Origin of the sequence: Fulvivirga kasyanovii (assembly GCF_009711405.1) — a bacterium.
Lineage (GTDB): Bacteria > Bacteroidota > Bacteroidia > Cytophagales > Cyclobacteriaceae > Fulvivirga > Fulvivirga kasyanovii.
In genome coordinates this window covers 1-11,710 of record NZ_SMLW01000531.1, presented here as the reverse complement: position 1 = coordinate 11,710, position 11,710 = coordinate 1, and the positions used below count along the sequence as shown (strand labels likewise).

Here is an 11,710-nt window from a genome sequence, read left to right as displayed (position 1 = left end):
ATCTACACTTCAGTAGAGATTGTGAATGAAGTAATGAATATGCAAATAGCCATGGCACGGATTTATGATAAAAATGAAAGTACCATGGCTGAATGTGAATTAAGGATTTTTATTAAACCGGAAGAAGACCAGAAATAAATGCTAAAGGATACAACCGAAATAAGGGTAAGGTTTAATGAAATTGATAGTATGGGCATCCTATGGCATGGTCATTATATTAAATATTTTGAGGACGGTCGGGAAAGCTTTGGGAGAGCCTATAACCTTGGCTATCTGGATGTATATGAAGATCATGGCTTTACGATACCGATTGTGAAAGTAGATTGCAACTATAAAAAGCCTGTTAAATACAACGACCCGGTAGTGCTTGAGACTACATTTGTGGACACTCCCGCAGCAAAGATCATTTTTGACTACAAACTATATCATGCCGATAACCAGGAGGTCTATGCAACTGGCAGGTCAGTACAGGTTTTCCTGAATAAGCAAAACCAGTTACAGCTTACCGTGCCGGAATTTTTTCAGAGCTGGAAAGCACATTGGAATGTACTAAGCCTGAAATAACTATGGAGATCTATTCAGTAGCAGACAATATAGTTAGCCCTTTGGGCACTAATACAGAAGCAAATTATGCTGCTTGTCGCGGCGGTATTTCAGGTATTGCTAATATCCAAAACGGAGATCTGTATCCGGAGCAATTTTATGGAGCCGCTATTGGTGAAGATATAAAGCGAGCCTTAAACATTTCAGAAGACAATGGCTATACCTTTCTGGAACAGCTTTTTATCCACTCTGTTTCCGATGCACTCAGCCATGTTAAAGATCTTGATAAAAACCGGACATTACTGGTAATTTCCACCACTAAAGGCAACATTGACCTGCTATCTGAAAGTTATACTGGCCCTATGGATACAAAACGTTCAGAGTTGACGGTTATGGGCAATACTATAGCCAGATATTTTGACTTGCCCAATGCACCCGTTATTGTATCAAATGCTTGCATTTCGGGATTGTCAGCCATTATAACAGCAAAGCGCCTGATAGAAGTGGGGCAATACGACCATGCCATTGTAGCAGGCGGTGATATACTAAGCGAATTTGTGGTTAGCGGCTTTCAGTGCCTTAAGGCCATTAGCGATGAGCCCTGTAGGCCGTATGATGCCCGCCGCAAAGGAATTTCACTCGGCGAAGCTTGCGGAACCATGATCTTAACACGAGATGTGACACTGGCCAAAAATAAAGGTCAGGCTGTAAGAATATTATCAGGGTCTCAATCCAACGATGCTAACCACATTTCGGGGCCTTCAAGAACAGGTGAAGGACTAAAACTGGCAGTGAAACGTGCCTTAGAGCAGACAGATATTACCGCCAGCCAGATCAGCTATATAAGTGCACATGGTACAGCTACCCTCTTTAACGATGAGATGGAAGCCATAGTTTTTGATACCCTTGGACTGAGCGATACACCTCTGAACAGCTTAAAAGGTTATTTTGGACATACACTAGGTGCTGCCGGAGTAATTGAATCCATAATAACCATGAAGCAAATGCTAGAACGAGAACTTGTTGCGTCACAAGGTTTTCAGGAAACAGGTACTACAAAAACGCTCAACATAATACAAGCAACAAAAGCTGTCGCCGCGTGCGAGTATGCCCTAAAAACTACCTCAGGTTTTGGAGGGTGCAACGCGGCAGTAGTGTATAAAAGTTTATAAAACAGATTAAAACAAGATGCAACTTCAAATTCAGGCTCACAGCATAATAACACCGACCTCAGTGCAGGCCAATGGAGAGTTTGTTTTGAATAACGAGGAAAAGCACCCTTTTAATCTTTTTGGCAAGGAATTGTACAGGCACCTCTCCATTCAATACCCCAAATTCTTCAAAATGGATGAATTGAGCCAACTCGCATTTCTCGGAACTCATTTGCTTACCATGCATATCGAAAACTGGGACGGTGATAAGGTGGCCATTGTTTTGGGAAATAAATCTTCATCATTAAGTTCTGACAAAAGACACTATCAGTCCATTGCAGATAGGAGCAATTATTTTCCAAGTCCGGCAGTGTTTGTCTATACACTTCCCAATATTATGCTTGGCGAAATGTGCATCAGGTATAAGGTCACCGGAGAGAATACCTGTTTTATCATGGAGCAATTGGACGTTGACTTTTTGCACACCTATGTGCAACACCTTTTTGAAGCAGAGCACTATCATTATTGTATTACCGGCTTTGTAGATTACTCTGATAGCAGTTACATTGCTGAATTATACCTGGTGAGTAGCCAAAAGGATACGGGAGCGCCTTTAGCTTTAGATTTTGATAAAAATTTCAATCAAATTATATTCTAATTAAATGGAAGAACTGAAAGAAAATCTTAAGGCCGCTATAATAGAAGCGTTGAACCTTGAAGATGTGAACGCAGCAGACATTGATGACAATGAACCGCTGTTTGGAGATGGGCTTGGGCTTGATTCGATTGATGCCCTTGAACTGATTGTACTGCTTGAGAAGAATTACGGAGTGAAAATTGAAAATCCGGAAGATGGCAGAGAGGTCTTTCAATCTATAAACACCATAGCGGCTTATATCGAGAAGAGTAAAAAATAGTACAGTGCAGTCAAAGGTTTACATCAGCGGATATGGAATAGTTTCTGCTCTTGGAGTGGGTGTGGGTAGCAATTTAAGCGCTCTCAAATCTTCAACCGGGGGAATAAGTGTGCCTGCAATTTTGCATACTGCCCATAAAGATATGCCCGTTGGTGAACTGAAAATAGCAAATGCTGAATTAGCCAGGCAGGTGGGCCTTACAGATAAAACCATATCCAGAACGGCCTTGCTGGGTATATTGGCTGCCCGGGAAGCCGCTGGAATGGCCGGGCTGACACCGGAGAAATTGAGCGCTACTGCATTAATAAACGGCACCAGCGTAGGAGGCATGGATCTATCGGAACTGGCCTACCGCGATTTACAAGAAGGCAAAGACGTAGATTATAAGTCCTCTTTTCAAGGACATGATTGCGGCTATTCAACAGCTAAAATTGCTGATGCGCTAGATTTGAAAGGCACCCTCCAAACCATTAGCACTGCATGTTCATCTTCTGCCAATACTATCATGAATGCAGGAAGGATGATCAGGGCAGGCATGGAAGATTGTGTAATAGCAGGAGGCTCTGATGCATTGTCACTGTTTACGCTAAATGGGTTCAATAGCCTGAAAATACTTGATCATACCCACTGCAGGCCATTCGACGTTGAAAGACAAGGTCTTAATCTGGGAGAAGGAGCAGCTTTTCTTGTGCTGGAGTCGGAGCAGTCACTTCATGGCAGGGGCGCCAGCGCAATTGCAGAACTCGTTGGGTATGGCAATGCCAATGATGCCTATCACCAGACAGCCTCGTCACCGGAAGGAAAAGGAGCACTGCTGGCAATGAAAAAAGCCCTAAAAATAGCCGGAGTGCCCTCAGATAAAATTGATTACATCAATGCGCATGGCACCGGAACTGCCAATAACGACCTCTCTGAAAGCCATGCCATAAGGGAAGTTTTTAGCACAGAAGTTCCTGCGTATAGCTCCACCAAAGCTTTCACTGGACATACTTTAGCTGCAGCCGGAGCCATAGAAGCTGTATTCTCCTTACTTGCTATTCAACATCAGGTGGCATTTCCCAACCTGAATTTTACCAATCCAATGGATGTGATCAAGCCTCCTGTCACTTCATTGACACCTATGAAGATACAATATGTGCTTTCCAACTCATTTGGATTTGGAGGCAACTGCTCATCACTTATTTTTGCAGATATTTCATGAAGGTATATATCACAGCAACGTCAGCCATCACACCGCAAAATACTTTTGATCCGGAAAAGTATCTGGACAACTGGCAGTCATCAGATATACCTTACCTGCATGCCCTCGAACCAGAATATAAAAATGTAATTGATCCGAAGCTGGCACGCCGCATGAGCCGAATCATAAAAATGAGTGTGGCTACCGGAAATCGAGTACTTACCGAATCAGGAATTAGCCAACCCGATGCCATCATTGTAGGTACAGGCTTGGGTTGTATCAAAGACACCGAAAAGTTTCTTAAAGAGATTATCACCGAGAAGGAAGGGCTGCTGTCACCAACTGCTTTTATCCAGTCCACACATAACACCATTGCCGGGCAATTAGCCCTGATGCTGCAGTGCCCTGAAGATAACTTCACCTATGTCAACAGAGGACACTCATTTGAAAATGCTTTGTCTGATGCCATTTTGCGTGTTCATGAGGGAGCAAATCACATACTACTGGGCGGAGCCGATGAAATGACCCCGGAAGTAAATAATATTTTAGTAAAGATGGAATGTGGAAACAATATTCCCTTTGGTGAAGGGGCCTGTTTTTTCATGATTTCAGGTTCAGGAGATGAGACCTCTGTTTGCGTAGAGGATGTCGCCACCTTTGGCCACATTGCTCCCGATGAGTTGATGAAAAAGGTGGATAATTTTTTAAGAAAGAATGATCTGGATAAAAGTGAAATAGATGCCCTGATTTTAGGTTTGGATAAAAAAAGCCAGGATGCCTATTATCAAAATTTCATTTCAGCCTTTGCCGTTGGTATTCCCGTTGCTGGGTTTAAAAAAGTAACCGGAGAATATTTCACCTCTTCTGCATACGCTTATAACCTGGGAGTTGAAATGCTTCGTCAACAATGCATTTTCCCGGATACCCTGCTGTCAGGCTCTCACAGCGGCAGTTTACACAAGGTCTTGATATATAATCATTATAATGGCGAGAACCACGCCATATCCTTTTTATCCCTATGACACCCTTTGTTATAGCACGGGCGACGTTCATAGCGGTAATAGCTGGACTATTGATGCTAGATTATTTTATAGGCGTAACCTGGGTATTTTATGCCGTAAGCACCCTGACATTTCTTGTATTTTTGGTTCTTGGCTCCTCTGTTATGAAGTACAATATTTTTTTGAAGGCTTACACCTCACCCGGTAATGCTGAAAATAAAATAGCCATAACCTTTGATGACGGACCGCACCTGTTTACAGAAAGCATACTTGGAGTATTAAGAGAGTATAAGGCAAAAGCATCCTTTTTTTTAATCGGTAAAAGCATCGAAGAAAATCCGGAAATAGTGCGCCGAATAGTAGATGAGGGGCATACGGTTGGTAATCATTCATATTCTCACCATAAACTATTTCCCCTTTTCAGTAAGAAGGATATTGCTTACGAGATAGAAAAGACGAACGAATTGATTAAAAATTCCACCGGCAAAAACATAAATTATTTCAGGCCTCCTTATGGCGTTACCAATCCTGCTATAGCCGCTGCTGTAAAGGCCACCCAAATGAAGGCGATCGGATGGAGCCTGCGTTCATTTGATACTATGAGTACCAGCCCTGAAAAAGTAATTAAAAAAGTTATTGCTCAACTTAAACCCGGCTCGGTGGTATTGCTTCATGATAACAGGGAAAAGACACCTCAAATTCTGGAAGCAATTTTGCTGTATGCCAAAGAAAAGAATTATGAGTGCGTCACTATAGACGAAATTTTTAAATTTGACTGACTATGAGTAAGCTGCTGATATATGTATTAGTGTTTCCTTTTATGCTGCTGTTTCAAAATGATAGCTTTGAAACAATGAAAGATATACCGGCATTTAAGAAGGGAATAAACCGGATGGCTACCAATACCAATACCATACAGGCATCCTTTAACCAAAATAAATACCTGAATATATTATCAAATTCTGTAGAGTCATCCGGTACCATGCACTTTAAAAAACCGGACCTTTTGAAGTGGTCATATACCAACCCTTACAACTACGCGATCCTACTCAACGGGGAGGAGATTAAGATCAATGATGAAGGAAAAGTAAATTCATTTGAGATCCGGAACAGCAAAATATTTAAAGAGTTGAATGACCTTATCATCAATAGTGTACAAGGCAATGTTTTGCAGGAGGAGCGATTTGATATTTCCTATCTGGAGAATAATAAGTTATATTTAGCCAGGCTCAGCCCTAAGGAAGAGCAATTGAAGAGCTATATAAAGCAGATTGATGTGTATTTTGAAAAGAGCGATTATACCGTAAATAAAATTCAGCTTTTTGAACACGAAGGAGATTATACCCTGATAACCTTCCACAATAAAAAGATTAACTCATCAATACCTGATAGTGAATTTTCATTCCAGTGAGAATAAATGCATTCTCACAAACAATGGCCATGGTTTTGAATAAACGATTTTTATTCCTTTCAATTTTATACATTCTCATTGTAGCGCAGGCTTCCGCCCAAGACGATGAGCTACCTAAGCCATACATCAACCACGCTGATAACGGATTGATCTATAATACAGTTTTTACCTATAGGGAACACAGTTTTAGCGGCTTGATGGTAGTGAAAAAAGAAGGGGAGGCTTATAGAGTAGTTCTATTGTCTAAACTAGGACCTTCAATAATGGATTTTTTAATTGCAGACGGAAAACTGACCTGGAATAAAGTACCCAAAGGAATGGAGCGGGCTGTTATCCGAAGGATCATGGCCAAAGATTTTAGCATCATGCTCTTAACTGACCTGCAAAATCCTGAAAAGGTAAAAGAAAAGAAAAACGGCTATAAAATAAAGGGAGATAACACCATTAAAATTAAACTAACAGCCGACAACAAAGTACGTGAGGCTGAAACCAAAAATAATTTTACTTTTTTGAAAACCTATGCTTCATTTTTCTACACCAATAGCGATCCGATCCCGGATGAAATATGTGTGAACCACCGCTACATTAAAATGAAGATGGAAATGAAATTACTTGACAGATAAAGCATGCTGAAAGGAAGTTTATATACACTTGATGAGGTTAAGCAGCCCGAAGAAGGTAAGTATACCGTAAATGCTGCCTTAAACATCAATCATGAGATATTTAAAGGCCACTTTCCGGGGCAACCGGTTTTACCTGGCGTTTGCCTTTTGGAGATGCTTAAAGACATTATATCCCAGGAGACAGGCAAAAGCTGGTTTTTGTCTGAGGGAGCAAACATAAAATATGTAAAGTTGGTTGACCCCACAGTGGATGGACACTTAAAATTTGAAATAATTATCAAAGAAGAACCCGCTGGCCTTACGGTTTCGGCGAGTACCTTTTTAAAAAGTGGAGAGGCCAACTTCAAATTTAAAGGCCGTTTTGAACTGAAGTAATTACCAATGGATTTCAAAGCAAAATTTCGGTTCCATAAATGTTGTGTTATCATCCCGACCTACAACAACTCAGGCACCTTGTCGAAAGTGATAAGCGACGTGCTCGAATACACCTCTGATGTAATCGTGGTCAATGACGGAGCTACCGACACCACACCCCAAATTTTAAAGGACTTTGGTGATCAGATACATGTAATTGAACATGAAAAGAACCAGGGGAAAGGTACTGCGCTTAGAAATGCTTTCAGGTATGCATTGAAAGAAGGATATCATTATGCAATAACAGTGGATAGCGACGGGCAGCACTTTGCTGAGGACCTGCCAAAGTTCCTGGAAGAAATAGAAAAGGAGCCGGGCAGCCTCGTTATAGGCGCGAGAAATATGAGTCAGGAAAATGTACCCGGCAAGAGTAGCTTTGGCAATAAATTCTCCAATTTCTGGTTTTATGTTGACACTGGGATAAAACTGACAGATACGCAATCAGGCTATCGCTTATACCCCATCAGAAAGATGGAAGGGATCAGGTATATCACCTCCAGGTTTGAATTTGAAGTAGAGGTAATAGTAAAAGCCGCATGGAAAGGGATAAACGTTAAAAACATTCCCATTCGTGTACATTATGAGCCGGGTAAGAAAAGGATATCCCATTTCAGGCCATTTGCAGACTTTACCAGGATCAGTATATTAAATACATGGTTTTTCATACTGGCCGTGCTTTATTATATACCCTTTCGGTTCATAAAATTATTGACCAGGGAGAATATCAGAAAGTTTACAAAAAAACACCTGTTTAACAAGGATGAACCTGTAAGGACTAAGGCGCTTTCTATTGGGTTTGGTGTTTTTATGGGCATTTTTCCCATCTGGGGTTATCAATTGATAGTAGGTATAGCACTATCCCATTTAATGAAACTCAACAAAGCCTTATTTGTAGTCGCAGCGCATATCAGTATTCCGCCCATGATCCCGGTGATTATTTACGGCAGCTATAAACTGGGCGCCTTTTTTGTCTCTGATCCCAAAGATGATCTGTTGTTCCATTCAGGTATCACTTTAGAAATGATCAAAGCCAATTTAGTGCAGTATGTTATCGGTGCTATCGTTTTGGCCCTCGCCATGGGTATACTTACCTGGCTGGTTACAGTGCTGTACTTCATGGTAAGAAGGCCTTTTAAAGGCGAAGCCAAAGACAGCCTTACCAGCCTGTAAGAAAATCTGGTTACATTTGTCGCCAAACTATATTTAGCCTCATCTTAAATATTGCATGTCAAAGTTGTTTTATCAGATATATAAATTCATCAGGGCATTTAAGGTTGCATCCTTTATTTTTCTGGCGCTGTTACTAGGCGGGACAGCTTACCTGGCTACAACCATACGCCTGGAAGAAAATATAGTAAACATAATGCCCCGTGATGAACAGGTAACTTCCGTCAATAAGGTTTTTGAAGGGCTTAAGATCAATAATCGTCTGGTTATTCACCTCTACTTTAACGATTCGGCCGCTGCAAGTCCGGATCAGCTTGTGTCAATGGCAAAAGCCCTTTCAGATTCTTTGAATGCAGGCTATTCCGAATTTATTGATGAAATAATCAGGGAAGTGCCGGATGAACAAATGCAGCAAATGTATGATTATTACTACCGTAATCTTCCCTTTTACCTTCAGCCAAAAGATTATGAGCAAATAGATGACCGGATCAAAGAGGAAGCTATTGGAGAGTCAGTAAAACGTACTTATAAACAGCTCCTGTCGCCGGTAGGTGTGGTTACAAAAATGCTGGTCAAAGATCCATTGGGCTTGGCCGCCTTTCCCCTTCAAAGAATGCGCGACCAGCAGTTGGACAATAACTTCAGTTTGTATCAGAACCACATCGTCACCACTGATAATCGCCACCTGATGTTTTTTGTAACATTAAGCAACCCTCCTAATGAAACGTCAAATAATGCCCGGCTCATAGAAGGTATTAGTCAGTTGAAAGAGCAGTTTGAATCTATTGATGGCGCTGTTAAAATTGAATATTTCGGACCTGCAGCAGTTGCCGTAGCCAACGCAGGTCGTATAAAAGCAGATATTATTGTAACAGTAAGCCTTGCCCTGGCAGCTTTATTTGTTTTTATTTCATTTTTCTACAGGAATGTCACCACATTTATAGTCGTAGTTACGCCAGGTATATTTGGTGCCATAGTGGCCATTGCATTCTTGGCCGTGGTGAGAGATAGTGTTTCTGCTATTTCATTGGGTGTAGGTTCTGTTTTATTGGGTATCACCATAGACTATGCCTTGCATTTTTTCACCCATTACAAAAAGGAGAAGGACGTACAGGCCTTGTTTAAAGATCTTTCCATTCCACTACTGATGAGTAGTATTACCACTGCCTGTGCTTTTCTGTCGTTAATATTCATCAGGTCTACAGCGTTACAAGACCTCGGTATTTTTGCTGGAATTAGTGTTTTGGGAGCAGTTTTCTATACACTGGTTTTTCTTCCTCACATGATAATTAAGAAGGAAAAGCCAACTCCTCAAGCAAGAAACTTTATAGAACGATTTGTCAGTTGGCTGGCCGCATACTCATTTTACAAGAAAAGCTGGGCCGTAGTTATCCTCGTAGTGTTGTCAGTAATAAGCCTTTTTACCTGGAAGCAGGTTGCCTTTGAGAATGATATGCTCAAACTGAACTACATGCCCGAACATCTGGAAAGGTACCAGGAAGGTATCAACGCCATTTCAAATTTTTCAGCCAACAATATTTATGTAGCCTTTAATGGCAGTACCATCAGCGAAGCCCTGCAGGCCAATACTGTACTTTTAGAAGAATTGGAACGCCTGAATGCCCAGGATTCTATATTTGATTTCTACACCCTGAACAATATCATCCCTTCTCCCCAGGTACAGCAAGAAGGCTTGAGTAACTGGCAGCAGTTTTGGCAAGGCCATAGCCGGGACAGTGTCACTGAAACCCTGAACGAAGCTGCCAAAGCTTATGGTTTCCGTGAGGGTACGTTTTCCAGTTTTGTAAATGTATTGAATAAGGAATACTCCACTATATCTGAAGAAGATGTCACCACCATTTTATCTGTAATGGGAGATGACCTGGTAATTAACAATGCAGATGGAACAGTATCCGTACTGTCCACCATCGCCCTGGCTCAGGAAAATAAACCGGCAGTTCTACGCACCCTTTCAAAACTGCCCAACATCATTATTCTGGATAAAACCCACCTGACTAATAAACTGGTGGAATTGCTGAAAGAGGATTTTAGCAACCTCGTCAACATTTCCCTGATTGTTGTATTTCTGATCATACTTATCAGTTACGGCAGGCTGGAGCTAACTTTGATTGCCTTTCTGCCTATCCTGCTAAGCTGGCTCTGGGTACTGGGGCTTATGGGGTGGCTTGGACTTACCTTCAACATTGTCAACATTATTATCTGTACATTCATATTTGGTTTAGGTATAGATTACAGCATTTTTGTTATGCGCGGATTGACCCAGCAGTATGCTTATGGCATTGATAACCTAACCTCCTATAAAAAATCAATTATACTGTCAATGGTGACCACTTTGCTGGGAATAGGTGTGCTTGCCTTTGCGCAACACCCGGCATTGAAGTCAATTGCTTTCCTTGCCATTATCGGTATCTTTTCAGTAGTATTCATCACTTTTACGGTAGAGCACATGCTCTACGACCTGTTAATTCTTCGCAGAAAACGAAACCATGTTATTCCTTTCACAATTGCTTCCTTTGTAAGGACAGCTTTATCTTTCGCTTGCTTTCTTTTTGGCTGTATTATGCTTATTGTTGCCAGGTGGATTTGCCGTATCCCATGGGCTTCCGAGGACAAACGCAAATATGCATTTCATAAACTGATACGTTTTTTCTGCTGGCTGGTAATCAATATCATGGTCAATATCCGTAAAAAGGTTAACGGGAAAGATAACATTGATTTTAACAAGCCATCCGTAATTATCAGTAATCATCACTCATTTATGGATATCCTGCTTCTGCTGATGTTCAACCCCAGAGTGGTAATGGTTACAAATGATTGGGTTTATAACTCTCCGCTATTTGGCAAATCCGTTCAGTATGCCGATTTCATACCTGCATCCAAAGGACTGGAAAACCAACTGGAGAAGATTGAAAAAATAATCAATGAGGGATACTCTATTATAGTCTATCCGGAAGGTACAAGATCGAGAACAGCAGAACTTGGCCGCTTTCATAAAGGGGCATTCTTTCTGGCAGAACACTTTAAGCTCGATATACAGCCCGTTCTCTTACACGGTACCAGTTTTGCCATGACCCGTGGAGATGATTTCTATCTCAAAAAAACAGAAATTACCGTAAAGTTTCTGCCCCGGATCACCCATGAGAATGTCGACTTTGGCTCTGGCTACAGGGAAAGGACTAAGAAAATCAGTAAGTATTTCAAAAAAGAATATAAAAAGCTGAGAGAACAACAGGAAAGCCCTGATTTCTTTAGGGAAGCCATTCTCAAAAACTACATATTTAA

Annotated in this window: 12 protein-coding genes; all 12 read left to right on the top strand. The window is 41.2% G+C overall.

Annotated features, from left to right (window positions below; all coding sequences use genetic code 11):
- Nucleotides 1–138: 138 nt before the first annotated feature.
- Nucleotides 139–564: an acyl-CoA thioesterase gene (locus tag E1163_RS12010; RefSeq protein WP_155171986.1), complete on the top strand. Its 426-nt coding sequence runs from the start codon at nucleotides 139–141 to the stop codon at nucleotides 562–564.
- A gap of 2 nt (nucleotides 565–566) precedes the next feature.
- Nucleotides 567–1,715 (top strand): beta-ketoacyl synthase N-terminal-like domain-containing protein, encoded by a 1,149-nt coding sequence (locus tag E1163_RS12005; RefSeq protein ID WP_155171984.1) that lies wholly within the window; start codon nucleotides 567–569, stop codon nucleotides 1,713–1,715.
- A gap of 16 nt (nucleotides 1,716–1,731) precedes the next feature.
- The gene (locus E1163_RS12000; RefSeq protein ID WP_155171982.1) at nucleotides 1,732–2,352 is read left to right on the top strand and encodes a beta-ketoacyl-[acyl-carrier-protein] synthase family protein; all 621 of its coding nucleotides are present in this window, start codon (nucleotides 1,732–1,734) and stop codon (nucleotides 2,350–2,352) included.
- Between the two features lie 4 nt (nucleotides 2,353–2,356).
- A complete protein-coding gene (locus E1163_RS11995) occupies nucleotides 2,357–2,611 on the top strand; it encodes a phosphopantetheine-binding protein (RefSeq protein WP_155171980.1) in 255 nt (84 codons plus the stop codon).
- Nucleotides 2,612–2,615: 4 nt separating this feature from the next.
- Nucleotides 2,616–3,812, top strand: a complete 1,197-nt coding sequence (locus tag E1163_RS11990) for a beta-ketoacyl-[acyl-carrier-protein] synthase family protein (RefSeq protein WP_343033821.1) — start codon at nucleotides 2,616–2,618, stop codon at nucleotides 3,810–3,812.
- The gene (locus E1163_RS11985; protein WP_155171978.1) at nucleotides 3,809–4,813 is read left to right on the top strand and encodes a beta-ketoacyl synthase chain length factor; all 1,005 of its coding nucleotides are present in this window, start codon (nucleotides 3,809–3,811) and stop codon (nucleotides 4,811–4,813) included. Before E1163_RS11990 ends, E1163_RS11985 begins: the two co-directional genes overlap by 4 nt.
- A 53-nt stretch (nucleotides 4,814–4,866) precedes the next feature.
- On the top strand, nucleotides 4,867–5,571 hold the full coding sequence (locus tag E1163_RS11980; protein WP_185156061.1) for a polysaccharide deacetylase family protein: 705 nt from the start codon (nucleotides 4,867–4,869) through the stop codon (nucleotides 5,569–5,571).
- Nucleotides 5,572–5,573: 2 nt separating this feature from the next.
- The gene (gene lolA2, locus E1163_RS11975) at nucleotides 5,574–6,203 is read left to right on the top strand and encodes a flexirubin biosynthesis/transport protein LolA2 (protein WP_155171974.1); all 630 of its coding nucleotides are present in this window, start codon (nucleotides 5,574–5,576) and stop codon (nucleotides 6,201–6,203) included.
- 35 nt (nucleotides 6,204–6,238) lie between these two features.
- Nucleotides 6,239–6,826, top strand: a complete 588-nt coding sequence (gene lolB2 / locus E1163_RS11970; RefSeq protein WP_155171972.1) for a flexirubin biosynthesis protein LolB2 — start codon at nucleotides 6,239–6,241, stop codon at nucleotides 6,824–6,826.
- A gap of 3 nt (nucleotides 6,827–6,829) precedes the next feature.
- Nucleotides 6,830–7,201, top strand: a complete 372-nt coding sequence (locus tag E1163_RS11965) for an ApeI family dehydratase (protein ID WP_155171970.1) — start codon at nucleotides 6,830–6,832, stop codon at nucleotides 7,199–7,201.
- A 6-nt stretch (nucleotides 7,202–7,207) separates the two neighbouring features.
- Nucleotides 7,208–8,410, top strand: coding sequence for a DUF2062 domain-containing protein (locus E1163_RS11960; RefSeq protein ID WP_155171968.1), 1,203 nt, complete (start codon nucleotides 7,208–7,210; stop codon nucleotides 8,408–8,410).
- A gap of 55 nt (nucleotides 8,411–8,465) precedes the next feature.
- The coding region (locus E1163_RS11955; RefSeq protein WP_155171967.1) for a 1-acyl-sn-glycerol-3-phosphate acyltransferase at nucleotides 8,466–11,710 on the top strand (3,245 nt) is incomplete at its 3' end.

Bases quoted from the DNA above. Each gene is read 5' to 3' on its own strand.
- E1163_RS12010 (WP_155171986.1), top strand. From the start codon at position 139: ATGCTAAAGGATACAACCGAAATAAGGGTAAGGTTTAATGAAATTGAT.
- E1163_RS12005 (WP_155171984.1), top strand. From the start codon at position 567: ATGGAGATCTATTCAGTAGCAGACAATATAGTTAGCCCTTTGGGCACT.
- E1163_RS12000 (WP_155171982.1), top strand. From the start codon at position 1,732: ATGCAACTTCAAATTCAGGCTCACAGCATAATAACACCGACCTCAGTG.
- E1163_RS11995 (WP_155171980.1), top strand. From the start codon at position 2,357: ATGGAAGAACTGAAAGAAAATCTTAAGGCCGCTATAATAGAAGCGTTG.
- E1163_RS11985 (WP_155171978.1), top strand. From the start codon at position 3,809: ATGAAGGTATATATCACAGCAACGTCAGCCATCACACCGCAAAATACT.
- E1163_RS11980 (WP_185156061.1), top strand. From the start codon at position 4,867: ATGCTAGATTATTTTATAGGCGTAACCTGGGTATTTTATGCCGTAAGC.
- lolA2 (WP_155171974.1), top strand. From the start codon at position 5,574: ATGAGTAAGCTGCTGATATATGTATTAGTGTTTCCTTTTATGCTGCTG.
- E1163_RS11965 (WP_155171970.1), top strand. From the start codon at position 6,830: ATGCTGAAAGGAAGTTTATATACACTTGATGAGGTTAAGCAGCCCGAA.
- E1163_RS11960 (WP_155171968.1), top strand. From the start codon at position 7,208: ATGGATTTCAAAGCAAAATTTCGGTTCCATAAATGTTGTGTTATCATC.